21 protein-coding genes and 1 pseudogene are annotated in these 26,090 nt (G+C 71.2%); 8 read left to right on the top strand and 14 right to left on the bottom strand.

The genetic code is table 11. The features are described 5' to 3' along the window. The first annotated feature begins 46 nt into the window (after positions 1–46). Positions 47–382, top strand: coding sequence for a DUF3817 domain-containing protein (locus ACLHRZ_RS21460; protein WP_490420111.1), 336 nt, complete (start codon positions 47–49; stop codon positions 380–382). A 151-nt stretch (positions 383–533) separates the two neighbouring features. Further along, entirely contained in the window at positions 534–2,273 is a 1,740-nt protein-coding gene (gene icmA, locus ACLHRZ_RS21455) for a coenzyme B12-dependent isobutyryl-CoA mutase large subunit (RefSeq protein ID WP_490420110.1), read from the top strand. Positions 2,274–2,292: 19 nt separating this feature from the next. Here the strand turns inward: icmA and ACLHRZ_RS21450 are convergent, their stop codons facing one another. Further along, positions 2,293–2,526 carry an SGM_3592 family protein gene (locus ACLHRZ_RS21450; RefSeq protein ID WP_490420109.1) on the bottom strand — a complete coding sequence of 78 codons (234 nt, stop codon included), beginning with the start codon at positions 2,524–2,526 and terminating at the stop codon, positions 2,293–2,295. A gap of 87 nt (positions 2,527–2,613) precedes the next feature. Then, on the bottom strand, positions 2,614–3,234 hold the full coding sequence (locus tag ACLHRZ_RS21445) for a TetR/AcrR family transcriptional regulator (protein ID WP_490420108.1): 621 nt from the start codon (positions 3,232–3,234) through the stop codon (positions 2,614–2,616). Between the two features lie 203 nt (positions 3,235–3,437). Between ACLHRZ_RS21445 and ACLHRZ_RS21440 the strand changes: the two genes are divergently transcribed. The 4 genes and pseudogenes from ACLHRZ_RS21440 (at position 3,438) to ACLHRZ_RS21425 (ending at position 7,310) form a co-directional block, all read left to right on the top strand. Further along, positions 3,438–4,403 carry a tetratricopeptide repeat protein gene (locus ACLHRZ_RS21440; protein WP_490420107.1) on the top strand — a complete coding sequence of 322 codons (966 nt, stop codon included), beginning with the start codon at positions 3,438–3,440 and terminating at the stop codon, positions 4,401–4,403. Positions 4,404–4,955: 552 nt separating this feature from the next. Continuing rightward, on the top strand, positions 4,956–5,597 hold the full coding sequence (locus ACLHRZ_RS21435; RefSeq protein ID WP_490420106.1) for a DUF6230 family protein: 642 nt from the start codon (positions 4,956–4,958) through the stop codon (positions 5,595–5,597). A gap of 101 nt (positions 5,598–5,698) precedes the next feature. Then, positions 5,699–6,133: pseudogene (locus tag ACLHRZ_RS21430) on the top strand (DUF6114 domain-containing protein); the annotation flags it as partial. Then, complete coding sequence (locus ACLHRZ_RS21425; protein WP_490420105.1) at positions 6,132–7,310, top strand: hypothetical protein; 1,179 nt, start codon at positions 6,132–6,134, stop codon at positions 7,308–7,310. The pseudogene ACLHRZ_RS21430 and the gene ACLHRZ_RS21425, both read left to right, overlap by 2 nt. A gap of 92 nt (positions 7,311–7,402) precedes the next feature. Here ACLHRZ_RS21425 and pyk read toward each other — a convergent pair whose 3' ends face one another. The 3 genes from pyk to pta all read right to left on the bottom strand — a co-directional run bounded on the left by pyk (position 7,403) and on the right by pta (position 12,343). Beyond that, positions 7,403–8,830, bottom strand: coding sequence for a pyruvate kinase (gene pyk, locus ACLHRZ_RS21420; protein ID WP_490420104.1), 1,428 nt, complete (start codon positions 8,828–8,830; stop codon positions 7,403–7,405). 117 nt (positions 8,831–8,947) lie between these two features. Then, complete coding sequence (locus ACLHRZ_RS21415; RefSeq protein WP_490420103.1) at positions 8,948–10,159, bottom strand: acetate kinase; 1,212 nt, start codon at positions 10,157–10,159, stop codon at positions 8,948–8,950. A gap of 87 nt (positions 10,160–10,246) precedes the next feature. Further along, the gene (gene pta, locus ACLHRZ_RS21410; RefSeq protein ID WP_490420102.1) at positions 10,247–12,343 is read right to left on the bottom strand and encodes a phosphate acetyltransferase; all 2,097 of its coding nucleotides are present in this window, start codon (positions 12,341–12,343) and stop codon (positions 10,247–10,249) included. Between the two features lie 210 nt (positions 12,344–12,553). On the opposite strand from pta, the gene ACLHRZ_RS21405 reads away from it, so the two are divergent. After that, positions 12,554–13,579, top strand: a complete 1,026-nt coding sequence (locus tag ACLHRZ_RS21405; RefSeq protein ID WP_490420101.1) for an ATP-dependent 6-phosphofructokinase — start codon at positions 12,554–12,556, stop codon at positions 13,577–13,579. Between the two features lie 103 nt (positions 13,580–13,682). Here ACLHRZ_RS21405 and ACLHRZ_RS21400 read toward each other — a convergent pair whose 3' ends face one another. The 5 genes from ACLHRZ_RS21400 to ACLHRZ_RS21380 form a co-directional block, all read right to left on the bottom strand. Beyond that, positions 13,683–16,217, bottom strand: a complete 2,535-nt coding sequence (locus ACLHRZ_RS21400; protein WP_490420100.1) for an ABC transporter permease — start codon at positions 16,215–16,217, stop codon at positions 13,683–13,685. Positions 16,218–16,263: 46 nt separating this feature from the next. After that, entirely contained in the window at positions 16,264–17,076 is an 813-nt protein-coding gene (locus tag ACLHRZ_RS21395) for an ABC transporter ATP-binding protein (RefSeq protein ID WP_490420099.1), read from the bottom strand. A gap of 486 nt (positions 17,077–17,562) precedes the next feature. Further along, positions 17,563–18,597 (bottom strand): AraC family transcriptional regulator, encoded by a 1,035-nt coding sequence (locus tag ACLHRZ_RS21390; protein WP_490420098.1) that lies wholly within the window; start codon positions 18,595–18,597, stop codon positions 17,563–17,565. A 272-nt stretch (positions 18,598–18,869) separates the two neighbouring features. Then, entirely contained in the window at positions 18,870–19,706 is an 837-nt protein-coding gene (locus ACLHRZ_RS21385; protein ID WP_490420218.1) for a carbohydrate ABC transporter permease, read from the bottom strand. 109 nt (positions 19,707–19,815) lie between these two features. Next, a complete protein-coding gene (locus tag ACLHRZ_RS21380; RefSeq protein ID WP_490420097.1) occupies positions 19,816–20,253 on the bottom strand; it encodes a CBS domain-containing protein in 438 nt (145 codons plus the stop codon). Between the two features lie 201 nt (positions 20,254–20,454). Between ACLHRZ_RS21380 and ACLHRZ_RS21375 the strand changes: the two genes are divergently transcribed. Next, a complete protein-coding gene (locus tag ACLHRZ_RS21375) occupies positions 20,455–21,234 on the top strand; it encodes a VOC family protein (RefSeq protein WP_490420096.1) in 780 nt (259 codons plus the stop codon). A 65-nt stretch (positions 21,235–21,299) separates the two neighbouring features. On the opposite strand, the gene ACLHRZ_RS21370 is transcribed toward ACLHRZ_RS21375, so the two are convergent. The 4 genes from ACLHRZ_RS21370 to ACLHRZ_RS21355 all read right to left on the bottom strand — a co-directional run bounded on the left by ACLHRZ_RS21370 (position 21,300) and on the right by ACLHRZ_RS21355 (position 25,986). After that, positions 21,300–22,160 (bottom strand): carbohydrate ABC transporter permease, encoded by an 861-nt coding sequence (locus ACLHRZ_RS21370; protein WP_490420095.1) that lies wholly within the window; start codon positions 22,158–22,160, stop codon positions 21,300–21,302. 5 nt (positions 22,161–22,165) lie between these two features. Further along, entirely contained in the window at positions 22,166–23,503 is a 1,338-nt protein-coding gene (locus ACLHRZ_RS21365) for an extracellular solute-binding protein (protein WP_490420094.1), read from the bottom strand. A gap of 78 nt (positions 23,504–23,581) precedes the next feature. Next, positions 23,582–24,310 (bottom strand): response regulator, encoded by a 729-nt coding sequence (locus ACLHRZ_RS21360; RefSeq protein ID WP_490420093.1) that lies wholly within the window; start codon positions 24,308–24,310, stop codon positions 23,582–23,584. After that, positions 24,307–25,986: a sensor histidine kinase gene (locus ACLHRZ_RS21355; protein WP_490420092.1), complete on the bottom strand. Its 1,680-nt coding sequence runs from the start codon at positions 25,984–25,986 to the stop codon at positions 24,307–24,309. The genes ACLHRZ_RS21360 and ACLHRZ_RS21355 overlap by 4 nt, the downstream gene beginning before the upstream one ends. Positions 25,987–26,090 lie beyond the last annotated feature (104 nt).

Here is a 26,090-nt window from a genome sequence, read left to right as displayed (position 1 = left end):
ACGCTCGATCGACGGCAGTCGAAGACCCGATGTGAGGAACCTTCCAGTGAAGAAGAACGTGCTGACCCGCTACCGCGTGATGGCGTACGTCACCGGTGTGCTGCTGGTCCTCCTGACGCTCGGCTGCATCGCCAAGTACGCGCTGACGATGGACGGTGCGGACGGCTTCGTCAGCGTCGTCGGCATCGCGCACGGCTGGCTCTACGTCCTGTACCTGGTCTTCGCCTTCGACATGGGCTCCAAGGCGAAGATGCCGTTCGGCCGGCTGGTGTGGGTGCTGATCGCCGGCACCATCCCGACCGCCGCCTTCTTCGTGGAGCGCAAGGTCAGCCGCGAGCTGGAGCCGCTGGTGGCCGCGGAGGCCGCCCAGGCCACCGCCTGATCCTGTCTGGTCCTGCACGTCCTGCAGGACACACCCGCCCCGGACACGACACCCCTTGTGTTCGGGGCACTCTTGCGCGACGATTTAGTAGGACGTCCTAGTAAATTGAGCGGATGCGCGCAACGGGGCGCGGAGAGGTCGGGCGACACCCATGGACGCAGCAGGCATCGAGGCGGGGCGCAGCCGCTGGCAGGCGCGGTACGACGCGGCCCGGAAGCGGGACGCCGATTTCAGCACGCTCTCCGGCGACGAGGTCGAGCCGGTCTACGGCCCCCGCCCCGGGGACGCGTACGAGGGCTTCGAGCGCATCGGCTGGCCCGGCGAATACCCCTTCACCCGCGGCCTGTACGCGACGGGCTACCGCGGCCGCACGTGGACCATCCGCCAGTTCGCGGGCTTCGGCAACGCCGAACAGACCAACGAGCGCTACAAGATGATCCTCGCCAACGGCGGCGGCGGACTGTCGGTGGCCTTCGACATGCCCACCCTCATGGGCCGCGACTCCGACGACCCGCGCTCGCTCGGCGAGGTCGGCCACTGCGGCGTCGCCATAGACTCGGCCGCGGACATGGAGGTCCTGTTCAAGGACATCCCGCTGGGCGACGTGACGACGTCGATGACGATCAGCGGCCCGGCCGTCCCCGCCTTCTGCATGTACCTGGTCGCCGCGGAGCGGCAGGGCGTGGACCCGTCCGTCCTCAACGGCACGCTCCAGACGGACATCTTCAAGGAGTACATCGCGCAGAAGGAGTGGCTCTTCCCGCCCGAGCCCCATCTGCGCCTGATCGGCGACCTGATGGAGCACTGCGCGACGTCCATCCCCGCCTACAAGCCGCTCTCCGTCTCCGGCTACCACATCCGCGAGGCGGGCGCGACGGCCGCGCAGGAGCTGGCGTACACGCTGGCCGACGGCTTCGGCTACGTCGAACTGGGCCTGAGCCGCGGCCTGGACGTGGACGTCTTCGCCCCCGGCCTGTCCTTCTTCTTCGACGCCCACGTCGACTTCTTCGAGGAGATCGCCAAGTTCCGCGCGGCGCGCAGGATCTGGGCGCGCTGGATGAAGGAGGTCTACGGCGCGCGGACGGAGAAGGCGCAGTGGCTCCGCTTCCACACCCAGACGGCGGGCGTCTCGCTCACGGCGCAGCAGCCGTACAACAACGTGGTGCGCACGGCGGTGGAGGCCCTCGCGGCGGTGCTCGGCGGCACCAACTCCCTCCATACCAACGCCCTGGACGAGACCCTCGCCCTGCCGAGCGAGCAGGCCGCGGAGATCGCGCTGCGCACGCAGCAGGTCCTGATGGAGGAGACGGGCGTCGCCAACGTCGCGGACCCGCTGGGCGGTTCGTGGTACGTGGAGCAGCTGACGGACCGCATCGAGGCGGACGCGGAGAAGATCTTCGACCAGATCAAGGAGCGCGGCCTCCGGGCGCACCCGGACGGGCAACTCCCCCAAGCTCTCGGCTCCGCTCGAGCAGGGGGGACCCCCGTCATCGGCCCGGTCACGTCCGGCATCCTGCGCGGCATCGAGGACGGCTGGTTCACGGGCGAGATCGCGGAGAGCGCCTTCCGCTACCAGCAGTCCCTGGAGAAGGGCGCCAAGCGCGTGGTGGGCGTCAACTGCCACGAGGGCTCGGTGACGGGCGACCTGGAGATCCTGCGGGTCAGCCACGAGGTGGAGCGCGAGCAGGTGCGCGCGCTGGGCTCGCGGAAGGCGGCCCGTGACGACGCGAAGGTCCGCACCTCCCTGGACGCGATGCTGGCCGCCGCGCGGGACGGCTCGAACATGATCGCCCCGATGCTGGACGCGGTGCGCGCGGAGGCCACGCTGGGGGAGATCTGCGACGTGCTGCGGGAGGAGTGGGGGGTGTACGTGGAGCCGGCGGGGTTCTGATCGCGGGCGCCGGAGCCGCTCAGCGGCTCCGGCGCCATTTCCGCGCAAGGCCCCGGAAGCGGCCCGCGGGCGGCCCGTCCGCACGCCACGGCTGGGGCTGCGGCTCTTCCCGCCGCCACCGCGCAGCGAGCATCCGCGCCCGCGCCGAGGGCTCACGGCCGGGGGCCGCCAGCACGAAGGCCTCGTCGAACTCCACACCGTCCCAGCCGTCTTCGCCACCCGGCGGCCGGCCCGGCCGCGCTTCCTGAGCCATGTCGGGCTCCTCTCGTCCGCCTTCCAGGATGGGGGCCGGGGCGTCAAAGGGGGGTAAGGCGGGTGGGGCGGGGGCCGACGTACCGCCTCACCCCGCCGTCGCCGTCAGACCGCCCACCACCAGCGCCGTGAACCCCCGTGCCCATTCCTCGTCCACCGGTTCCGCGCTCACCAGGGTCCGGTGGACGACCGCGCCCGCGATCACGTCGAAGATGAGGTCCGCGTTGCGGGCCGCCTGGGATTCGTCCGGTTCGTGGGGGAGTTCGCCGCGGGTCTGGGCGCGAGCGCGGCCGATCAGGACCAGGGACTTCTGACGGTCCACGATCGCCGAGCGGATGCGGTCGCGGAGGGCGTCGTCGCGAGTGGACTCCGCCACCACCGCCATCAGGGCCGTCTTCGTCTCCGGGCGTTCCAGGAGGGACGCGAACTGCAGCACCACGCCCTCCACGTCCGCCTGGAGGCTGCCGCGGTCCGGGAGTTCCAGGTGTTCGTCGAAGAGGGCCGCCACCGCGTCCACGACCAACTCGTTCTTCCCCGCCCAGCGGCGGTAGAGGGTCGTCTTCGCCACGCCGGCGCGGGCCGCCACGTCGCCCATCGTCAGCTTGCCCCAGCCCAGTTCCACCAGGGCCGCCCGCGTCGCGTCCAGGATCGCCCGGTCCGCCTCCGCGCTGCGCGGGCGGCCGGTGCGACGGGTGGGGGCGGACGGCATGGGAGTGACCTTACCGCCCAGTAGGGCTCCGCGTATGAGCCAGATCACTATTCGCCGAAAGGCTTGCCGGGGCTCCGGGGGGCCGAGTTACGCTACGGGCCGTAGCGTAAGAGCGACAACCGACGACGCACCACGACGCCAGGTGGGGACCCGGCGTCAGCGTACTTTTCCGATTCGCCGCGCGGAGGGGGGAGGATAGGGCCATGCAGCCACGGAACATGTCCATGAGTGGAGTGGTCGACCTCGCCGCGGTGAAGGCGGCCGGGGAAGCCAAGCAGAAGGCCGAGCAGGCGCGCGCCGAGGCCGCCCGCCACGGCGGTGTGCCCGCCGCCGCGGGGCCCTTGGTCTTCGACGCCGACGAAGCCGGCTTCGAGCTCGACGTCCTCCAGCGCTCCGCCGAGGTGCCCGTCGTCATCGACTTCTGGGCCGACTGGTGCGAGCCGTGCAAGCAGCTCGGCCCGCTGCTGGAGCGCCTCGCCGCGGAGTACCGCGGGCGGTTCGTGCTGGCCAAGGTGGACGTCGAGGCCAACCAACTGCTCTTCCAGCAGTTCGGTGTGCAGTCCATCCCGGCCGTCTTCGCGGTCGTGGCCGGCCAGGCCCTGCCCCTCTTCCAGGGCGCGGCCCCCGAGGCCCAGGCCCGGCAGGTGCTGGACCAGTTGATCGCGGTTTCCGAGCAGCGCTTCGGCATCGTCGGTGCGCCCGTCGAGCCGGGCGAGGAGGCGGAAGCCGCGGCTCCGCAGGTCCCGGAGGGGCCGTACTCCGCCGCGCTGGGCGCCGCGCACGACGCCCTGGACGCCGGCGACCTCGGCGGTGCCATCCGCGCCTACCAGAACGTGCTGGCCGACGACCCCGCCAACCCCGAGGCCAAGCTGGGCCTCGCCCAGGCCGAACTCCTGCAGCGCGTCCAGGGGATGAACGCCCAGGACGTGCGCAAGGCCGCTGCCGATGCGCCGGGCGACGTGCAGGCGCAGATCGCCGCCGCGGACCTCGATCTCGTCGGCGGGCACGTCGAGGACGCCTTCGGGCGACTGATCGACACCGTCAAGCGGACGTTCGGCGAGGACCGCAACGCGGCCCGCGTACGGCTGTTGGAGCTGTTCGAGGTGATCGGTCCCGAGGACCCGCGGGTCTCGGCCGCGCGCACCGCGCTGTCGCGCGCGTTGTTCTGACACCCGTGTCCCACGCGGCACAGGAGCCGCGCTTTACCAAAACTTGGTAAACGGGGGCGCGATTACTACCGGTAAGAAGGACCCGGGCATTCGCCCGGGTTTTTCTTTTTCCTCCCGCTGTTCGTGGCCACGGAGCGACACGCTCTGGTGGCCGCTTGATGCGCTCCGGGCGCCCCGCGGTTATCGCCCCGTTACTCGCTAGTAATGAACCTCTTGTGCCCCGGCCCGTAATGCACCACGATCGGCCGCACGCTCGGTCCATTCGTACAGCCCGGCATCCGGTCGGCGCGTGCGGGTGGGTCCCCACCGGGCAGGGACAGGGGGGTCTCCGCCCCAACGGCGGGGCCTGTCCCACGGGTTGCGCGAAGGCGTGGCCGTTGGTTGTCGCTCGGGGGTGATCGCCGGTGTATCGGGCGCAGTGGTGCGCCTTCGTCATGCGACGGCGCTCTCCTTCCCGAGGACGTAACAGCTCTCCCCTCCGGGGTACGAGGCCGGACCGCGTGGTCCTCCCGCCCGTGCCGGAGATGTACGTCCGAGAAGGAGGAATGTGTCATGAAGTCCCAGGCTCGTGGTGGGACGAGATGGCGACGGTTCGCCGTCGTCATGGTCCCCAGTGTGGCGGCCTCCGCCGCGATCGGGGTGGCGATAGCGCAGGGCGCGTTGGCGGCCTCGTTCAGCGTTTCGGGGCAGCAGTTCCAGGTGACGGCGAAGAGTCTCGACGGTGACGGCTTCGTCCAGTACGGGGCCATGGACCAGACCAAGAAGGGCGCTCAGCCCGTCGCGGTGGTCGGTCTCGAGACGGCGAAGATCACCAGCCTCTGCCAGGCGGTCACCATCCCGCTGCCTTTCGGCGGTCAGAAAGTCTCGATGACGCTGACCGCAGGCCCGGATGAAAATCACCGGGTCCAAGCGACGAAGCTCTACATCGACGCGAACGACATGAAGGCCAACGCAGAGTTCGACCAGGTGGACATCGGCGTTGCAGTCGACGGCACCACCAAGGGCCCGGGTCCGGCACAGCCGGGTGAGAACGGACGGGGCGCCTACGTGCCCGGCTCGTTCGCACAGCAGGCCAAGACCGTGCACTTCAAGGACGTCGACCAGAAGGCCTGGGCGACCTCGGCCGGAACGTTCACCCTGCCGGGTCTGCACATGGGCGTCAGCATGGGCGATGCCGAATGCAAGAGCAACTGAGGAGCTGAACAGGCGGGTACGGGAACGGACTTGAACCCCCGTCCCCGTACCCTGCTGTGCTCACGTACCACCGATTCGCCAGTCCCGAGGAGCTGTACACCATGAGCGCCGAAACGCGACCACGGCTGATGGACACTCTCGGCCGCACCCGCCGTTCGTTCTGGGACTGGCGGGGCCGACGCCCCTTCTGGGGCGGGCTGTTGACGCTGCTCGCCGGGTTTCCGATCATGTACATCCCGTACCAGACCGTGACGCTGGGCGACCTCAGCATCCGGCTGGCCACGACCGCCGGCGCAGGCTCGCTGATCATAGGGGTGCTGCTGGTCGTGCTCGGCCTGACCATGTGGTTCCAGCCGCAGTCACGGGTGTTCGCCGGCATCGCGGCGATCCTGCTGGGGCTCGTCTCCCTCGTCGTCTCCAACTTCGGGGCGTTCGTCGTGGGCTTCCTGCTCGCCCTGATCGGTGGCGGTCTCGGCGTCTCCTGGATGCCCGGCAAGCCGGAGGCGGTCGTGGACGAGGGTGAAGGGACGTCCCGTGCCGACTGACGAGCCGAGAACCGGACCGCGCCACGCGGCGCCCCGCAAGCCGTTGCTCTCCCGGCTGCACATGCCCGCCGGCAAGGCGGTCGCCATCGTCGCCATGCCGAGTGCGGTGCTGATGGGGATGGGGCTGACGCCCACGCTCGCCCAGGCCAAGCCGTCCGAGCCGCGGCCGTTCGGGGACGCGCAGTGCGCCACCGCGCCCGACAAAGCGGCGGAGGAGGCGGCCACTCCGGCCGCCACGCCCAGCGCCGATGCGAGCGCGAGCCCGAGCGCGAGTCCGAGCCCGAGCGCGAAGACCTCGCCGTCTCCCTCGCCCAAGCCCGCTCCGGACAAGGGCAGTTCCCCGCGTGCGGCCAAGCCGGCCCCGAAGGCATCGCCATCGCCCTCCGCCTCGCCGTCGCCGTCCGCCTCGCCCTCCACCAAGGCGTTCAACCCCCTCGACCCGCTCGGCCTCGGTGCCAAGCTCGGCGAGATCCTGACAGGAGGCGGCAAGAAGGCGGCTTCACCGAGTCCGTCCGCGTCGCCGTCGTCGACCCCGTCGGCCTCCGCATCCCCGTCGCCGTCCGGACATCCCGCGGCCGACAGGCCCGCCGCAGCATCCCCGTCGCCCTCGGCCACCCCGTCCCCCAGCGCGAGCCCGTCCGCCGACCCCAGCCCCTCGGCCACCGCCACCGACGGCTCCCTGCCCCCCTGCCCCAAGGGCACCGTCGTCGACGAGAACGAGCACCACGCCTTCCCGAACCAGCCCTGGTACCTGGAGGCGAGCAGGCTCACCCTCAACGGGCTCACCTACGAGGGCGTCAAGAAGATCACCACGGTGAACGGGCAGCAGAAGTCGATCCTCAAGTTCACCGCGGACTCGATCGGGATCAAGGACCTGCACCAGATCGTCAACAGCCAGGGCAGGGAGTACCACGTCGCCGGCATCGGGACGACCTCCACGGTCACCGGCGGCAAGGTCACCCTGTACACCGAGGAGTTGAAGGGCAACCTGCTCGGGCTGATCCCCTCGACCCAGTCGCCGACCAGCCTGCCCCCGATGATCCCGGGGCTGAAGCTGCCCATCCCGATCTTCTTCACCAACGTGAAGCTCCGCCAGGCCGGCCAGTACGGCGGGAACCTGCACATCCCCAACCTGCACCAGTACATCACCGACGGTACGTACTCGTAGGCCACGCAGGTCCGTGAAAACGACCGGGGCCGCCACTCCGAAGAGTGGCGGCCCCGGTCGCGTCTGTCCGTACGACCTGCGAGAGGCAGAACCTACCGGTTCTCGCCGCCCAGGTGGTGCACCCGCACCATGTTGGTCGTGCCGGGGACGCCGGGCGGGGAGCCCGCCGTGATGACCATCGTGTCGCCCTCGTTGTAGCGCTTGAGCTTCAGCAGCTCGGCGTCCACGAGGTCGACCATGGCGTCCGTGTTGTCCACGTGCGGCACGACGTAGGTCTCGACGCCCCAGCTCAGGGTCAGCTGGTTGCGGGTCGCGGCGTCCGTCGTGAAGGCCAGGATCGGCTGGACCGTGCGGTAGCGGGCCAGGCGGCGGGCCGTGTCACCGGACTGGGTGAAGGCGACGAGCGCCTTGCCGCCCAGGAAGTCCGCGATCTCGCAGGCCGCGCGGGCGACCGAACCGCCCTGGGTGCGCGGCTTCTTGCCGGGGACCAGCGGCTGCAGGCCCTTCGACAGCAGCTCCTGCTCCGCGGCCTCGACGATGCGGGACATCGTCTTGACGGTCTCGATCGGGTAGGCGCCGACCGAGGACTCGGCGGACAGCATGACCGCGTCCGCGCCGTCCAGGATCGCGTTGGCGACGTCCGACGCCTCGGCGCGCGTGGGGCGCGAGTTGGTGATCATCGACTCCATCATCTGGGTCGCCACGATCACCGGCTTGGCGTTGCGGCGGCACATCTCGATGAGCCGCTTCTGCACCATCGGGACCTTCTCCAGCGGGTACTCCACCGCCAGGTCGCCGCGCGCCACCATCACACCGTCGAAGGCCATGACGACCTCGTGCATGTTCTCGACGGCCTGCGGCTTCTCGACCTTGGCGATGACCGGGACCCGGCGGCCGACCTGGTCCATGACGCGGTGGACGTCACGGACGTCGGCCGCGTCGCGGACGAAGGACAGCGCGACCATGTCGCAGCCCATGGCGAGCGCGAACTTCAGGTCCTCGATGTCCTTCTCGGACAGCGCCGGGACGTTCACCGCCGCGCCGGGCAGGTTGATGCCCTTGTGGTCGGAGATGACACCGCCCTCGATGACGATCGTCTTCACGCGCGGGCCGTCGATCTCGGTGACCCGCAGCTCGACGTTGCCGTCGTTGATCAGGACCTGGTCGCCCTTGACGACGTCACCGGGCAGGCCCTTGTAGGTCGTGCCGCAGATGGTCTTGTCGCCGGGGACGTCCTCGGTGGTGATGGTGAACTCGTCGCCGCGCACCAGCTCGACGGGGCCGTCCGCGAAGGTCTCCAGGCGGATCTTCGGGCCCTGGAGGTCGGCCAGCACGCCGACGGGGCGGCCGGTCTCCTCGGAGGCCTTGCGGAGGCGGTGGTACCGCTCCTCGTGCTCCGCGTGGGACCCGTGGCTCATGTTGAAACGGGCCACGTTCATACCGGCCTCGATCAGCGTCTTCAGCTGGTCGAAGGAGTCGACGGCGGGGCCCAGGGTGCAGACGATTTTGGAACGGCGCATGGGGCAGATCCTATCGGTTTGTTTCGGAGCGGAATATTCGAGCTGTGGGAACGACCGAGGAACGCTCGGTGTACACATCGCTGTTCACAAGGTGATCAAGAGGTGGTCAGGAAGTGATCAAGCGCTGACCAGTGCGTACACCTGCGTGGCGATCTCCAGCTCCTCGTCGGTCGGGACCACGGCGACCGCGACCCGGGCCGAGTCCGGGGAGATCAGACGGGCGTCGCCGGACCGCTCCGCGTTGCGGGCCGGGTCCACGGCCAGGCCCAGCTCCTCCAGGCCCGCCACGGCGGCCTCGCGCACGGGCGCCGCGTTCTCGCCCACGCCCGCCGTGAAGGCGACGGCGTCGACCTTGCCGAGCACCGCGTAGTAGGCGCCGATGTACTTCTTCAGCCGGTGCACGTAGATGTCGAAGGCGAGCTGCGCCTGCTCGTCGCCCTCGTCGATGCGCCGGCGGATCTCGCGCATGTCGTTGTCGCCGCACAGTCCGATCAGACCGCTCTTCTTGTTCAGGAGCGAGTCGATCTCGTCGACGGACATCCCGGCGTTCCGCGCCAGGTGGAAGATCACGGCCGGGTCGAGGTCGCCGGAGCGGGTGCCCATGACCAGGCCCTCCAGCGGGGTCAGGCCCATGGAGGTGTCCACGCAGCGGCCGCCGCGCACGGCCGAGGCCGAGGCGCCGTTGCCCAGGTGCAGCACGATCACGTTGACCTCGGACGGGTCCTTGCCCAGCAGCTTCGCCGTCTCGCGGGAGACGTAGGCGTGCGAGGTGCCGTGGAAGCCGTAGCGGCGGATCATGTGCGCGTCGGCGGTCTCCACGTCGATGGCGTACCGGGCGGCCGACTCCGGCATCGTCGTGTGGAAGGCGGTGTCGAAGACCGCGACCTGCGGCAGGTCCGGGCGCAGCGTCTGCGCGGTGCGGATGCCGGTGACGTTGGCCGGGTTGTGCAGCGGGGCGACCGGGATCAGGGCCTCGATGTGAGCCAGCACCTCGTCGGTGATCAGGGTCGGCTCGGTGAACTCGCTGCCGCCGTGCACGACGCGGTGGCCGATCGCGGCCAGCTCGGGGGAGTCCAGGCCGAGCCCGTCGGCGGCCAGCTCGGCGGCCACGGCCTCCAGGGCCGCCCGGTGGTCGGCGATCGGGCCGGTGATCTCGCGCTTGGCGCCGCCGTTCGCCAGCGGGGTGTGGGCGAGCCGCGAGGTCTGCTCGCCGATGCGCTCGACGAGGCCGACGGCCAGCCGGGTGCCGTCGGCCATGTCGAGCAGCTGGTACTTGACGGACGAGGAGCCGGAGTTGAGGACGAGGACCCGGGTGGCGTTGGCAGTCATGAAGGGCTGGGGAGCTTTCCGTGTGGGGGTGGTGAGGGCTTGGACGGCGCCGGGGCCGGGGTGTGCGCCCCGGCCCCGGCGGCCGCATCAGGGCTCGGTGCGCTCGCTGGGCTGCTCGCCCTGCGCCTGGATGGCGGTGATGGCGACGGTGTTCACGATGTCCTGCACCAGCGCGCCGCGGGAGAGGTCGTTGACGGGCTTGCGCAGACCCTGCAGCACCGGGCCGACCGCGACCGCGCCGGCCGACCGCTGCACGGCCTTGTAGGTGTTGTTGCCGGTGTTGAGGTCGGGGAAGACCAGCACCGTGGCCTTGCCCGCGACCTCGGAGCCGGGGAGCTTGGTCTTCGCGACCGCGGCGTCCACGGCGGCGTCGTACTGGATCGGGCCCTCGACCAGCAGGTCGGGGCGGCGCTCGCGGACGAGCTCGGTGGCCCGGCGGACCTTGTCGACGTCCGCGCCGGAGCCGGAGGTGCCGGTGGAGTACGAGAGCATCGCGATCCGCGGCTCCACGCCGAACTGGGTGGCGGTGGCGGCGGACTGGATGGCGATGTCCGCCAGCTGCTCGGCGTTCGGGTCGGGGTTGACCGCGCAGTCGCCGTAGACCAGGACCCGGTCGGCCAGGCACATGAAGAAGACCGAGGAGACGATCTGGGCGCCCGGCGCGGTCTTGATGATCTCGAAGGCGGGGCGGATGGTGGCGGCGGTGGAGTGCACCGCGCCGGAGACCATGCCGTCGGCCAGGCCCTCCTGGACCATCAGGGTGCCGAAGTAGGAGACGTCGGCGACGACGTCGTGCGCCAGCTCCACGGTCATACCCTTGTGGGCGCGGGCCTTGGCGTAGATCTCGGCGAAGCGCTCGCGCAGCGGGGAGGTCTGCGGGTCGATGACCTGCGCCCCGCCCAGGTCGATGCCGAGCTCGGCGGCGCGCTTGCGGACGGCGTCCTCCTCGCCCAGCAGGGTGAGGTCGCAGACGTCGCGGCGCAGCAGCACGTCGGCGGCGCGCAGCACGCGCTCCTCGGTGCCCTCGGGCAGGACCACGCGGCGGCGGGCGGAGCGGGAGCGCTCGATGAGGTTGTGTTCGAACATCATCGGCGTGACGCGGCCCGAGCCGGCGACGGAGATACGGTTCGCCAGCGCGGCGGTGTCCACGTGCCGTTCGAAGAGGCCGAGCGCGGTCTCGGCCTTGCGCGGCGACTGGGCGCCCAGCTTGCCCTCGATGGAGAACAGCTCGGCCGCGGTCGGGAACGAGCCGCCCGGCACGGAGATCACCGGGGTGCCCGGGGCCAGCCGGCCGGCCAGGGCGAGGATGTCCGGGCCCGGGCGCTCGTCCAGCGTCAGCAGCACGCCCGCGATGTTGGGGGCGCCGGCGCTGTGTGCGGCGAGGGCGCCGACGATCAGGTCCACACGGTCGCCGGGGGTGACGACGAGGCAGCCCTCGGTCAGGGCCGGCAGGAAGACCGGCAGCATCGCGCCGCCGAAGACGAAGTCGCGGGCGTCGCGGTCCAGTCCGGCCGCGTCGCCCAGCAGCACCTCGGCGCCCAGGTTCTGCACGATCTGCCCCACGGTCGGGGCGGAGAGCGAGGAGTCCTCGGGGAGCGCGAAGCACGGCACCGGCAGGCTCCCGGCGAGCTGCTCGGCGACGGCCTCGCGGTCGGCGGGGGAGACCCGGTTGACGACCAGGGCGACGACGTCGCAGCCCAGGGTCGCGTAGGCGCGGTAGGCGTTGCGGGCCTCGGCGCGCACCGACTCGGCCGCCTGCTGCTGGCCGCCGACGACCGTGATCACGGAGGCGCCGAACTCGTTGGCGAGACGGGCGTTGAGGGCCAGCTCGTCGGGGAGCTGGGAGCCCGCGTAGTCGGTGCCGAGCACGAGCACGAAGTCGTACCGGCGGGCCACGGCGTGGAAGCGCTCGACGAGGGAGGAGACCAGCTCGTCCGTGCCGCGCTCGGCCTGCAGGGCGGAGGCCTCGGCGTAGCTCAGGCCGTAGACGGTCTCGGGCGACTGGTCGAGCCGGTAGCGGGTCCGCAGCAGCTCGAAGAGCCTGTCCGGCCCGTCGCCGTGCACCAGCGGGCGGAAGACGCCCACCCGGTCCACCTGTCGGGTCAGGAGTTCCATGACTCCCAGCTCGATGACCTGGCGCCCGTCGCCCCGGTCGGTCCCGGTCACGTACACGCTGCGCGTCACGCGTGCTCTCCTTGATGGGTCTCGATGCTTCGACGTGTTGCTGATCATGAAAATAAACCCGTTAGGGTGGGCTTGCCCCCTTGACAATACCTGCGCCCGTGGATAAGGCGCGCGTCAGGTCGGGGGTGACGGAATGCGGCAGCAGCGGCCGGGCCGTGAAACAATCGGCGCGGCTCACAGGTACCAGTAGCGAGCAGGAGACACAGCACGATGCGCATCGGAGTCCTCACCGCGGGCGGCGACTGCCCCGGCCTGAACGCTGTCATCCGCTCGGTCGTGCACCGCGCGGTGGCCGGCCACGGCGACGAGGTCATCGGCTTCGAGGACGGCTTCAAGGGCCTGCTCGACGGACGCCACCGGAAACTCGACCTCGACGCGGTCAGCGGCATCCTGGCCCGCGGCGGCACCATCCTCGGCTCCTCCCGCCTGGAGCGCGCCCGGCTGCGCGAGGCGTGCGAGAGCTCCAAGGAACTCGCCCGCGAGTACGGCATCGACGTCCTCATCCCCATCGGCGGCGAGGGCACCCTGACCGCCGCCCGGATGCTCTCGGACGCGGGCCTGCCCGTCGTCGGTGTGCCCAAGACCATCGACAACGACATCTCCTCCACCGACCGCACCTTCGGCTTCGACACCGCCGTCGGCGTCGCGACGGACGCCATCGACCGCCTCAAGACCACCGCCGAGTCGCACCAGCGCGTGATGGTCGTCGAGGTCATGGGCCGGCACGCCGGCTGGATCGCCCTGGAGTCCGGCATGGCCGGCGGTGCCCACGGCATCTGCCTGCCGGAGCGCGCCTTCGACCCGGCCGACCTCGTCTCGATGGTGGAGGAGCGCTTCGCGCGCGGCAAGAAGTTCGCCGTCATCTGCGTCGCCGAGGGCGCGCACCCGGCCGAGGGTTCGATGGACTACGCCAAGGGCGCCATAGACCAGTTCGGCCACGAGCGCTTCGCCGGCATCGGCACCGCGCTCGCCCGCGAGCTGGAGATGCGGCTCGGGAAGGAAGCCCGTCCCGTCATCCTGGGCCACGTCCAGCGCGGCGGTACGCCCACCGCGTACGACCGTGTGCTCGCCACGCGGTTCGGCTGGCACGCGGTGGAGGCTGCGCACCGGGGCGAGTTCGGCAAGATGACGGCCCTCAAGGGGACCGACATTCGCATGGTGCCGATCGCTGACGCGGTGACCGAGCTGAAGCGGGTGCCGGAGGACCGGATGGACGAGGCGGAGTCCGTGTTTTAGGCGGTACTTCGGCTGCGGGTTCGTCGTGGCTTGTCGCGCCCACGCGGCGGAGCCGCAAATAGATACAGCCCCGCGCCCCTTTCGGGGCGCGGGGAATTTTGCGTTACTGGGCCCCTATCGACTCCAGCATGTTCAGTTTCGCCGCTCGTCGTGCCGGCCAGATCGCTGCGAGGACGCCCACTGCCAGGGCCATCAGCAGGAAGAGGCCGAGGCGGGCCCACGGGACGGTCATCTCGTACTGGGGGAAGGACGAGCGCAGCAGGTGGCCGCCCGACCAGGCGAGGAAGATGCCGACGCCGACGCCCAGGACCGCGCCGAACATCGCGATCATCACGGACTCCAGGCGCACCATCTGCTTCACCTCGCGGCGGGCCATGCCGATGGCGCGCAGCATGCCGATCTCACGGGTGCGCTCGAAGACCGACATGGCAAGGGTGTTGACCACGCCGATGACCGCGATGAGGACGGCCATGCCCAGCAGTCCGTAGGACAGGTTGAGGATGGGGTCGATGCTCCCGGCCGCCTGGCGCCGCAGGTCCTCGGGGGTCTCGACCTTGACGAGCGGGTTGCCGCCCAGGGCGTCCTTGATCTTGCCGGGCAGGCCGGCCGCCCGGCCGGGGGCCGCCTTCACCAGGATCTCGTCGTCGCGGACGCGGTCCAGGTGCGGGTCGATCAGGGCGGGGGCCGAGAGGACCGCGCCCAGCACGTCGTTGTCCGCGTAGACCGCGACGACCTTCGGAGCGGCCTTCTTGCCGTCGTGGAACGACATCTGCACCGTCGAACCGACCTTCAGCGCATGCGCCTTGGCGAACTTCGCCGAGACGGCCACCGCGCCCGTGCCCCGCACGCCGGACAGCGTGCCGTCCGTGACACGCACGTCCGCGACCTTGCCGAGCTGCGCCACGTCCGTCGCCATCGCCAGCGCCGGCTGCTCCTCCGACTGGAAGCCCGTCGAGCGCAGCGGGACCGCCGCGGTCACGCCGGGCTGCTTCGCCACCGTCTTGCCGACCTCGGGCGAAAGCCCCAGGTAGCTCGACGACTTGACCTTGAAGTCGGCGGTCAGCTGCTGCGGGCCCATCTCGGCGATGCCCTGGTTCGCGGAGACCGCGCCCACGGTCAGGCCGGTGATCAGGGTGAGGCCGATCATCAGCGCCGAGGCCGTGGCGGCCGTGCGGCGCGGGTTGCGCAGCGCGTTCTCCTTGGCGAGCTTGCCGCTCACGCCCGAGAACCGCATGGCCGCCTTGCCGAAGAGGTGCACGAACGGGCGGGACAGCAGCGGCGCCAGGACGATGACGCCCGCGAGGGTCAGCCCCGCGCCCGCCATGGCGTACGTCAGGCCGCCGACGTCGCGCAGCGTGGTGACGTACAGCATCAGGGCCACGCCCAGCGAAGTGAGCGCCGCGCCCAGGGAGTTGCGGACGATCAGACTGCGTGCCGCAGGGGCCTGGTCCACGCCGGCCAGCGCCTCGACGGGGGCGATCTTCGCGGCCTTGCGCGACGGCAGCCACGCGGCCAGGACCGTCACCACGACGCCCACCGCGAGCGCGGTCAGCACGACGGACGGCTCGATCACCAGCGGCCCGTCCGGCAGTTCCGCACCGGTCGACTTCAGCAGCTTCGGCAGGCCGACGGCTATGCCGAGCCCCAGGGCGAAGCCCCCGGCCGAGGCGACCAGGCCGAGGATCGCGGCCTCGGCCAGCACCGAGCGCACCACCTGGCGGCGCGAGGCGCCGACGGCCCGCAGCAGGGCGATCTCCCGGCTGCGCTGGGCGATGAGCATGGTGAAGGTGTTGGCGATGATGAACACGCCGACGAACAGGGAGATCCCGGCGAACACCAGGAAGGTGTTGCGGATCGAGCTGGTCTCGCGGTCGATCATCTTCGACTGGTCGGCCGCCAGTTGCGCGCCGCTCTGTGCCTCGAAGGTCTTCGGCAGCACCTCGCGCACCTTGGCGGTCAGCTGCTGCTGGTCCGTGCCGGGCTTCGCGGTCACGACGAGCTCGCTGAACTCGCCCTTCTTGCCGAGGAGTTTCTGCGCGGTCGCGGTGTCGAACAGTGCGAGGCTGCCGCCGGAGGTGACCCGCGGGTCGTCGGTCTCGACGATGCCGACCAGCTTCTTCGTCAGCACCGGCCCGTCGACGGCCAGCCGCACGGTGTCGCCGACCTTGGCGCCGGTCTTCCCGGCCGTCTTCCCGTCCAGGGCGATCTCGCCCTCGGCGGCCGGGCCGCGTCCCGACACGAGCGGGTAGCGGCTGTCCTTGCCGTCCTTGCCGGGCACGTAGTTGGCGCCGGTGCTGCCCCAGTCGCTGCCGGCCGGGTTGTTCTGCTTGTCGGCGACCACGACGACGCCGGTGACGGACGGGCGCACGGAGGCCACGCCCGGCAGCGCGCCGACGGTGTCCACCACGCGGGAGTCGAGCGCGCGGCCGTCCTGCGCATCGGTGCCGGGCATCCCGGGGGTCACCTGGACGGCGACGTCGTCGAGGCTCTTGGCCATCTTGTTGCGGAAGGCGCCCTCGACGGAGTCGCTGAAGATCAGCGTGCCGGAGACGAAGGCGGTGCCGAGGAGGACCGCGAGGGCGGTCATCATCAGCCGGGTCTTTTGCGCAAGGACGTTGCGCAGGGCTGTACGAAGCATCAGTGGGTGTCGTCCTGGAGGTTGTGAGCGGCAGGCGGCAAGCGGGTCAGTTCGTACGGCCCTTGGTTTCGAATGCGGGGGTCCGGGGGTTTCCCCCGGGAAAGAGGCGCATGCGGTCGAGCACCGCGCCGGCGGTCGGCTCGTGCATCTCGTCCACGATGCGGCCGTCGGCGAGGAAGACCACGCGGTCCGCGTAGGAGGCGGCGACGGGGTCGTGGGTGACCATGACGACCGTCTGTCCCAGCACCCGCACCGACTCCTGCAGGAAGCCCAGCAGTTCGGTGCCGGAGCGGGAGTCGAGGTTGCCGGTGGGCTCGTCCGCGAAGATGATCTCGGGCTTGGCGGCGAGCGCGCGGGCCACGGCCACACGCTGCTGCTGGCCGCCGGAGAGCTGCGACGGGCGGTGCGCGAGCCGCCCGGACAGGCCCAGCGTCGCGACGATCCGCTCCACCCACTCGGCGTCGGGCCTGCGGCCGGCGATGTCCATGGGGAGCGTGATGTTCTCCAGGGCCGTCAGCGTCGGCAGCAGGTTGAACGCCTGGAAGATGAAGCCGACCTTGTCCCGGCGCAGCCGGGTCAGCCGGCGGTCGTCCAGCGTGCCCAGCTCGACCTCGCCGATCCGGGCGGAGCCGGCGGAGATCGAGTCGAGCCCGGCCATGCAGTGCATCAGCGTCGACTTGCCGGAGCCCGACGGGCCCATGATCGCCGTGAACTCCGCTCGGCGGAACTCCACGTCGACCGCGTCCAGGGCGGCCACCCGGGTCTCGCCGTGGCCGTAGACCTTGCTGAGGCCGGTGGCACGGGCCGCGGCGGCGCCGACGGGGACGGGAGGGACGGGGAAGGCCGTCGCACGGGACACGGGGGCTCCTCGGGAGGGGGTGGAATCGGTGATTCCATCCTCTGCGCCGCCAACCGCCTTTACCTCAGCCGTACGACCGGAATCCGGCGTCGGACTTTCGGTCGGGAGGGGCGTCCGTCCGTAGTCCTTCAGACGGACACCGTCATCCCGGGGATGCATTCGGCTGCGGGCTCGTCGTGGCTGGTCGCGCCCACGCGGCGGAGCCGCAAATCGATACAGACCCGCGCCCCTCCGGGGCGCGTCCCCCAGGGCGTGTCCGATGGGTCGGCACGGGCCCTGCGGCGCTCCCCCAGCTACCTCCCCCAGCTACCTCCCCCAGCTACCGCTGGGGGTGCCCCCAGGAGGTGCCCCCAGGAGGTGCCCCCAGGTACGGCGCCTCGCCGCGTTGTCGCATCACCCGAGTACGCCCAGTACGCGGATGATGCTCCGCCTTGCGATGCACCGCACCAGACGCCGCAGGACCCGCACCGACCCATCGGACACGCCCTAGGTGCGTAGCGTCGTCGACGGTGCATGCCCGTAGCGCCGCTGGTAGACCGCCGCGAAGCGGCCCAGGTTGGAGAACCCCCAGCGGAAGGCCACGTCGGAGACCGTGACGTCGCCGTCGCCCCGCGCAGCGGCCAGCTCCTCGTGGGCCCGGGCCAGCCGGACCTCGCGGAGATAGCCGAGCGGTGTGGTGTCCAGATAGCGGCGGAACGCCTCCTGCAGGGCGCGCGGGCTGACCCGGGCCGTCGCGGCCAGGTCCGCCAGCGTCAGCGGCTCGTCGGCCCGCTCCTGGGCCAGGGCCATCACCCGGCGCACCGCGGGGTGCGCGACGGTGCCCGTGCGGCGGACGTCCACGCCCGGGGTGATCAGCTCGTGCGTCTCCATGAGGATGGCGGCCGCCGCCTGTGTCAGCTGCGCCGCCACGATCGGGCTGTGCTGGGCGACGCCCTCGCCGAGCACCTCGCGGTGCAGCGCCGCGGAGATGCCCTCCCAACTGCGCACCGCCGCCGGTGAGACGGCCCCGTTGAGGGAGAACCGGGCCCGGACCGGCCCGTCGCCGCCGAGCGCCTGGCCGGCCGCCGCCTCGACCGTCTCGCGCGAGAGCCGCACGGTCGTCATCCGCGCCCCGCTCTCCCAGAACACCTGGAACTTGCGGTACGGGTCGAGCACATAGGTCTCCCCGGCCGAGACGACCCGCTCCTCGCGCCCCGGCGACACCACTCTGACCTTGCCGTGGCTGAGCCGGCAGACGAGCAGGTACGAGGTGAGCGGCTGCGGGTCCACCAGGGTCACGGCTCCGCCGTACTGCAGCCCGGAGACGGTCACGCCGGGGAAGCCGCCCTCGGCGTACCACGCGGAGAAGGCGTCGGCGCTGCCCAGCACGCTGAGCCGGTACGGGCTGTACGCACCGCTGATGATCGCCTGGGTCTCCTCCAGGCTCTGGCCGCGCACCAGCGTGCGCATGCTGCCGCCGGGATCGTCGGCGGCGAGTGCCGGGTCGTGGGCGTCTGCGTCGGGTTCGTCGGGTTCACTCATCGGGGCTCCCCACGGAAGACCGCGTTCTCCGGCCGAGATCCGCGTTTTCCGCATAGCTGACGGACGGCCCAGTGAGTACCTTCATGGATGTCCGCAGTCAAGGCGGGACCTGCTCCCATCAGTGGTTTCGGGACAGGTCCGGAGATGCGGGCGGCCCTGGGCAGCACGGGGGAGAACGGGGGAACCCCAGGGCCGGTCATCCGAAGTGGTGGCGCCCCGCCGTTCTGGTCCGGACGGCGGGGCTCGCCGTGTGCCCGAGCGCGGGCGGGCGGTCAGCCCTTCACCGCTCCACCCAGCGCGAATCCGCCGCCGAGGCGGCGCGCGATGAGCGCGTACAGCAGCACCACGGGCGTGGAGTAGAGGATCGAGAACGCCGCGAGCTGCCCGTACGCGACCTGCCCGTAGTTGCCGAAGAACGTGAAGATGCTGACGGACGCGGGCAGTTTGTCGGGGGACAGCAGCAGCATGAACGGCACGAAGAAATTGCCCCACATCATGATGAAACTGTAGATAGTCACGACTGTGAGGCCCGGCCCCATGAGCGGCAGAATGACCCGTACGAGCGCCTGGAACCGGCCTGCCCCGTCCGTCCACGCGGCCTCTTCCAGGACCGTCGGCACGCCGTCCATGAAGTTCTTCATCAGCCAGATCGCGAAGGGCAGTTGCGCGGCCGCGAGGAAGAGCGCCGTGCCGTAGACGGTGTCGATGAGGTCGACGCGGACGAAGAGCCCGTAGACCGGCACCATGATCGCCGTCATCGGCAGGCAGGTCGCGAACAGCACGCCCATCAGGTACGGGCGCGTGAACCGCGAGCGGTAGCGCGAGAGCGGGTACGCGGCGAGCGCCGCGCAGACCACCGTCAGGAGGGTCGCCCCGCCGCACAGCAGCAGGCTGTTGAGCATGGGCGTGAAGGTGATCTCGTCGGTCAGCACCGCCGAGAAGTTGTCCCCCGTCGGGGCCGCCGGGAGGCGCACGCGCAGCCCTGCCGCGCCGTCCACGGAGGCGCTCAGCAGCCACACGAGGGGGATGGCGAAGGCTGCCGCCACCACGAGCAATGCGGCGTCGGCGGCGAGCCGTTGACGGATGCGACGGGCGGAGAGCGAGGGCATGACGGCCACCTCCGTGCGCGTGCGGCGCTCGGAGGATAGCGCGACGTCCCCGCCCGCGGCAGCCTCGGTGAGGTCGGTCGCCGGCCTCACCCGCGGCGCCCCGCCGGGCTCACCGTTGCACCGGTGCCGGGGAGTAGATGTGGCCGGCGAACTCGGCGAGCTGGTTGTCCGGCAGGTGCCGGGCCAGGTCGGCCTCGCTGATCATGCCGACCATGCGCTTGTTCTCGATGACCGGCAGCCGGCGGATCCGGTGGCTCTCCATCTCGTGGAGGACGTCCTCGATGTCGGCGTCCGCCTCGATCCAGCGCGGCGTGCCCTCGATGACGTCCGAGGCCTTGCACTCGGCCGCGTTGCGGCCTTCCGCCACGCACTTCACGACGATGTCGCGGTCGGTGATGATCCCGCACAACCGCTCGTTGTGGGTCTCGTCGCCGACGGGCAGGGCGCCGACGTTGAGCTGGCGCATCAGCTGGGCCGCATGTTGAAGGGTGTCACTCTTGGTAATCCAGTGAGCACCGGGATGCATGATGTCCTTGGCCGTGGTCATGGTGTGCCTCCTGCGTCCGGCGTCATGAACGGCTCTTCGCCTCCATCGTCACCCCGTACGCCGCCCATGGCGATCCGGCGGAGACAGGCGGCGTAGTCCGACCGGGTGAACCCGTCGCGCGCCGCGCGAGTGTCAGTGGCCGGTGCCAGACTGAATCGCGCCGGGGCAGCCCGGCGCGAATCCGTCGAAGGGGCACCCACCATGCTCACCACAGACTTCGTCACCGGCTCACCGAACTGGCTCGACCTGGGCAGTCCCGACACCGATGCGGCCGCCGCCTTCTACACCGCGGTCTTCGACTGGGAATTCGAGTCCGCGGGTCCGGACTCCGGGGGCTACGGGTTCTTCCGGAAGGACGGCAAGACCGTCGCGGCGCTCGGCCCCCTCACGGAGGAGGGCGCGAGCCCGGCGTGGACGCTGTACTTCCGGACATCGGACGCGGAGGCCACGGCCAAGGCCGTGGAGCAGAACGGCGGGCGGGTGCGCAGCGCCCCGTTCGACGTCTTCGAGGCCGGACGGATGGCCCACTTCACCGACTCCGGCGGTGCGGACTTCGCCGTCTGGCAGCCGGCCGCGGTCAAGGGCCTGGAGAAGGCCTCGGAGTCCGACGCCCTGTGCTGGGCGGAACTCCACACCGGGGATCCGGCCGGCGCCGTCGGCTTCTACAAGGCGGTGTTCGGCTGGCGCTCGCGGGCGATGGACATGCCGGGCATGGCGTACACGGTGCTGTCCACGGGGGAGGGCGATCAGCAGGACGCGTCCTTCGGCGGCCTCGCCGGGCTGCAGAGCGACGCGGAGGAGACGCGCTGGATACCGTACTTCTCGGTGGACGACGTGGACGCGACCGTCACCAGGGCGCAGGGCACCGGCGGCACGGTCCTGATGCCGGCGGCCGACGTCCAGGACGTCGGCCGGATGTGCTGGCTGACGGACCCGTTCGGGGCGCCGTTCGCGATCATCAAGCCGGAGCCGCCGCAGTAGGTACCGGGGCGGCCAGGGGGGCGCGGTGCGGGGCCTGCGGCCCCGTGTCGCGGCTCCGTCCGGCGTCACACCTCATCCCGCATCAGCCGCAGATACACCATGGAGAACCCCGCCCCCACCAACAACAACAGCAGCGCCACCGCCGTCCCGTACCCGATCAGCGCCTTCAAGAAGGCCTGGTCGTACATGAACACCGGCAGCGTCTCGCTCCGATTGCCCGGCCCCCCGCGCGTCATCGCCCAGATCAGGCCGAACACCGACAGTGTCTGCAGGGTGTTGAGCATCAGGTTCGTCCCGACCGACCGCCGGATCATCGGCAGTGTGACGTGCCAGAAGCGGCGCAGGCCCCGCGCGCCGTCGACCTCCGCCGCCTCCGTCACGTCCTGCGGGATGCCGTCCAGCGCGGCCGAGTACACCAGCATGGAGAAGGCCGTGCCGCGCCACACGTTCGCGAACGAGACCGCCAGGATCGGCAGCGTGAACAGCCAGTTCTGCGTGGGCAGATGGAGCCACTCCAGGATGGCGTCGAGCGTGCCGCGCCGGTTGAAGAACGTGTACAGCAGGAACGCCGCCACGATCTCCGGCAGCACCCACGCCGCGACCACCACCGTGCCCACGGCCGTCCGCACCGCCTTCGAGGCGCGCCGCATCAGGGCCGCCAGCGCGAAGCCCAGGCTGTTCTGGCCCACGAGCGACGACACCACGGTGAAGACCAGCGTCATCCCCACCGCATTGCGGAAGCCCGGATCCCCGAAGGCCCGGCGGAAGTTGGCGAAGCCGACGAAGGAGGCGGAGGCCTGGCCGGTGAGCTGCATGTCCGTGAAGGCGAGGTACACGCAGTAGGCGATGGGCCCGGCGAGGAAGAGCAGCAGCAGTGCGGTCGCCGGCGCGAGCGGCAGCCAGCGCGCGGTGCGCGAACCGGTCACCGCCCTCACCGCCCGGCGATCGACTTCAGCGCGCCGTCATAGCGCTGCGCCGCCACCGCCGCCGTCGCGTCCCCCGTCGTCACGGACTCCATCGCGTCCCGGATGGCACTGGAGACCTGCGGATAGACGGGCAGGGCCGGACGGTAGTGCGTGTAGGCGACCAGTCCCGTGAAGAAGCGGATGCCCGGCAGCGACTGCAGGTACTGCGGGTCCGCGGCGACGTCCGTGCGCACCGCGATCTGGCCGTCCCGCACCGTCCAGTCGGTCGCGTTGGCCATGTTCTGCAGCTCCTCGACCGCCTGCCACGCCAGGTCCGCCTTGCGGGACTTGGCGCTGATCGCCCACGTCCAGCCGCCGGACAGGCTGACCACGCGCGGGTCCTGGCCGTTCTGCGTGGGGAAGGCCGCCTGTCCCATCACCTTCGGCCACTGCGGCCACGGATGCCCGCTGCCCGGCTGCCAGTTCTTGCCGAGCCAGGAGCCGTCCAGGTCGATCGCGAGCTTCCCCGAGGGCAGGAAGTCGGAGGCCACCCGGGAGTCGATGTTGGGGTCGAGCGCGTCCGACGGGTCGGGCCCGAGCTTCTCCGCGTAGACCGTGCGCACGAACTCCAGCGCGTCCCGGAAGCCCTTGCTGCCGGTCACCCACTTCCGCTCCGACGGCTTGTAGAGGGGGTCCGCGCCCGTCCCGTACAGCAGCATCTCGAAGCCCTGCATGGTGGCGTACTCGCCGGCGGCCTTGCCCGTGTAGACGTTGAGCGGGATGACGCCGGGCACCTTGCGCTTGACGGTGCGGGCCGCGTCGAGGACGTCCTGCCAGGTGCGCGGCTGCCAGTCCGCCGGGAGCCCGGCCCTGGCGAAGATCTCCTTGTTGAACCACAGGCCCCGGGTGTCCGTCCCGTCCGGGACGCCGTACGTCTTCCCGTCCTCGGCCCGGGCGGCCGCCTTCGCCGTCGGGGCGAAGCGGCTCCAGTCCTTCCAGCCCGCCAGCTTGTCGTCCAGTGGTCTCAGATAGCCCGCCTTGATGTCGGAGTTGATGAGGAAGGTGTCCTCGTGGACCAGGTCCGGCGCGGTCTTCGCGGACCGCATCATCTGCTGGACCTTGGCGTAGTAGTCCTCCTGGGCCGCCTGGATCGGCACCGGTTCGAGGTGCTTGCCCGGGTGGTCCCGCTCGAACTGCTTCTTCACCCTGGCCAGGAAGTCGTCCATCGTCCGCACCTTGCTGTCCGTGGTGCGCTGATAGGCGATCTTCACGGTGTCCGGGCTGCCGTTGGCATCACCCCCGCAGGCGGGGAGCGTGCCGAGGACGACGGTGACGGCGATGAGTGCAGGGGCGGTGGGGCGCACGGCAGGACCTCCCGATGTCCGGCTGTCGTCCGACTCTGAGGACGTACGTTCCCTTCCGCGCCCCCGCGCACGCGTCGGTCAGCCCCGGCTCAGCCACCGGTACAGCAGCTCCGGGCGCCCGACCTGCCCGTATTGCGGTGCGCGGGCCGCCCGCCCGGATTCCACCAGGTACTCCAGATAGCGGCGCGCCGTGATCCGCGAGGCGCCCACCGCCTCGGCGACCGCCCCCGCCGAGACGCCCTCGGCGTCGGCCTTGCGCAGCGCCTCGGTGACCGTGTTCAGGGTGTCCACCGAGAGGCCCTTGGGGAGCGCGGCCTGCTGCGGGGCGCGCAGCACGGCCAGCGCGCGGTCCACCTCCTCCTGCCCGCTCGCCTCGCCCACGGCCGCACGGAACTCCGCGTACCGGCCGAGCCGGTCCCGCAGCGTGGCGAACGTGAACGGCTTGAGCACGTACTGCACGACCCCCAGCGAGACGCCCTCCCGCACCACGGCCAGGTCGCGGGCGGACGTCACGGCTATGACGTCCGCCCCGTGGCCCGCGCTGCGCAGCGAGCGGACGAGCTGGAGGCCGTGCCCGTCGGGCAGGTAGAGGTCGAGGAGCAGCAGGTCGACGGCCGTGCGTTTGAGGAACTGCGTGGCGTCGTTCCGCGAGTGCACCACGCCGGCCACGGCGAAGCCGGGCACCCGGCTCACGTAGAGCGCGTGCGCGTCCGCGGCGACGGGGTCGTCCTCGACGACGAGGACCTTGATGGCGGGGCCGGGCGGGACGGGCGCGGCGCCCGGGGTCGTCGGCTGGGCTGTGCTCATGCGCGTACTCCTGTGGGGTCGTCTTCGGCGGTGTCGTTCCGGGTGCGGCCGGGCCGGCCCAGCGGCAGCCGGACGGTGAACTCGGCGCCGCCGGACGGGGACCGGCCGAGCCCGACCGTGCCGCCGTTGCGGCGGGCGGCCTGCTGGACGAGGGCGAGCCCGAGCCCGCGGCCGTGGGCGCCGCCGCGGTCCGCCCCGGCCGGCACCTTGGTGGACCAGCCGCGCCGGAACACCTCGTCCACGGCGTCGGGGGCCACGCCCGGCCCCGAGTCGCCGACGCGCAGCAGCAGTTCGCCCGCCTGTGCGTCGGCCCGCACGGTGACGGTGACCTGGCCGGTCCCGCGGACGTCGCGGGCGGCGTCGACAGCGTTGTCGATCAGGTTGCCGAGGACGGTCACGAGATCGCGGGCGGGCAGGCCGGCCGGCAGCAGCCCGTCGTCGATCCGGGTGTCCGGCGTCATCACCAGCTCCACGCCGTGCTCGTTGGCCTGGGCGGCCTTGCCGAGCAGCAGCGCGGCGAGCACCGGCTCGGCCACGGCCTCCACGACGCGGTCGGTCAGGGCCTGGGCGAGCTCCAGTTCCGCGGTGGCGAACTCCACGGCCTCGTCCGTGCGGCCGAGTTCGATGAGCGAGACCACGGCGTGCAGCCGGTTCGCGGCCTCGTGCGCCTGCGAGCGCAGCGCCTCGGCGAAGCCGCGCACGGAGTCCAACTCGCCGGACAGCGACTGGAGTTCGGTGTGGTCGCGCAGGGTGACGACGGTGCCGCGGCGCTCGCCGCTGGAGACCGGCGAGGTGTTGAGGACGACCGTCCGGTCCGCGGTCAGGTGCACCTCGTCGACGCGCGGGCCGGGGGAGAGCAGCGCCTCGGTGAGGGACGCGGGCAGCCCCAGCTCGCCGACGTGGCGGTGGATGCAGTCGCCCCGCAGGCCCAGCAGTTCGCGCCCGCCGTCGTTGACGAGCGCGATGCGCTGCTGCCCGTCGAGCATCAGCAGGCCCTCGCGCACCGCGTGCAGCGCGGCCTGGTGGTAGTCGTGCATGTGGCTGAGCTCGGTGGCGTTCATGCCGTGCGTGTGCCGCCGCAGCCGCCCGTTGAGCAGGTACGTCCCGGCGCCGCCGAGCAGCAGCACGAGCAGGGCCACCGCCGCCAGGGCCATGGCCTGGTGACGCATCTGCGCACTGATCGCGTCGACCGTGATGCCCGCGGCGACGAGCGCGGTGACCGTCCCGTCGGCGTCCCGCACGGGTGCGACGACGCGCACGGACGGGCCCAGGGTCCCGGTGTACGTCTCGGAGAACGTCCGCCCCTCCAGCGCGGGCCCGGTGTGGCCGAGGAAGCGCTCGCCGATGCGGGTCGGGTCGGGATGTGTCCAGCGGATGCCGCCCGGGCTCATGATCGTGACGAAGTCGACGTCCGTCTCGTGCCGCACCTGCTCCGCGTACGGCTGGAGGACGGCCGCCGGATCCGGCGAGCGTACGGCCGAGCGTACGGCGGGCGAGGCCGCGACGGCCGTGGCCGCGGCCGTCGCCTCGCGACGGGCGGCCTCCTGGGCCTCGTTGTGGTCGGAGACGTAGGCGAACGCGGCGCACCCGGCCACCACCAGGACGACCAGCACGATCTGCATCGCGAACAGCTGACCCGCCAGACTGCGGGGGCGTCGTATGCGGGGTTTGCGCATGGCCGGAATTCTGCCCGCTGGTGCCTTCATGAACGTAATGCACGGAAGCGTGACCACGGTCACATCGCGATGCATAGTTCGCGGTGCCCCACTCGTGCGGGAGC

It is taken from the genome of Streptomyces sp. AM25, from assembly GCF_058146165.1.
Note: the sequence above shows the minus strand (reverse complement) of the source record. Positions and strands in the feature narration are given on the sequence as shown.

Coding starts and splice junctions, on each gene's coding strand:
- icmA (WP_490420110.1), top strand. CDS start 534: ATGGACGCAGCAGGCATCGAGGCGGGGCGCAGCCGCTGGCAGGCGCGG.
- ACLHRZ_RS21450 (WP_490420109.1), bottom strand. CDS start 2,526: ATGGCTCAGGAAGCGCGGCCGGGCCGGCCGCCGGGTGGCGAAGACGGC.
- ACLHRZ_RS21445 (WP_490420108.1), bottom strand. CDS start 3,234: ATGCCGTCCGCCCCCACCCGTCGCACCGGCCGCCCGCGCAGCGCGGAG.
- ACLHRZ_RS21440 (WP_490420107.1), top strand. CDS start 3,438: ATGCAGCCACGGAACATGTCCATGAGTGGAGTGGTCGACCTCGCCGCG.
- ACLHRZ_RS21435 (WP_490420106.1), top strand. CDS start 4,956: ATGAAGTCCCAGGCTCGTGGTGGGACGAGATGGCGACGGTTCGCCGTC.
- pyk (WP_490420104.1), bottom strand. CDS start 8,830: ATGCGCCGTTCCAAAATCGTCTGCACCCTGGGCCCCGCCGTCGACTCC.
- ACLHRZ_RS21415 (WP_490420103.1), bottom strand. CDS start 10,159: ATGACTGCCAACGCCACCCGGGTCCTCGTCCTCAACTCCGGCTCCTCG.
- ACLHRZ_RS21405 (WP_490420101.1), top strand. CDS start 12,554: ATGCGCATCGGAGTCCTCACCGCGGGCGGCGACTGCCCCGGCCTGAAC.
- ACLHRZ_RS21400 (WP_490420100.1), bottom strand. CDS start 16,217: ATGCTTCGTACAGCCCTGCGCAACGTCCTTGCGCAAAAGACCCGGCTG.
- ACLHRZ_RS21390 (WP_490420098.1), bottom strand. CDS start 18,597: ATGAGTGAACCCGACGAACCCGACGCAGACGCCCACGACCCGGCACTC.
- ACLHRZ_RS21385 (WP_490420218.1), bottom strand. CDS start 19,706: ATGCCCTCGCTCTCCGCCCGTCGCATCCGTCAACGGCTCGCCGCCGAC.
- ACLHRZ_RS21380 (WP_490420097.1), bottom strand. CDS start 20,253: ATGACCACGGCCAAGGACATCATGCATCCCGGTGCTCACTGGATTACC.
- ACLHRZ_RS21375 (WP_490420096.1), top strand. CDS start 20,455: ATGCTCACCACAGACTTCGTCACCGGCTCACCGAACTGGCTCGACCTG.
- ACLHRZ_RS21360 (WP_490420093.1), bottom strand. CDS start 24,310: ATGAGCACAGCCCAGCCGACGACCCCGGGCGCCGCGCCCGTCCCGCCC.
- ACLHRZ_RS21355 (WP_490420092.1), bottom strand. CDS start 25,986: ATGCGCAAACCCCGCATACGACGCCCCCGCAGTCTGGCGGGTCAGCTG.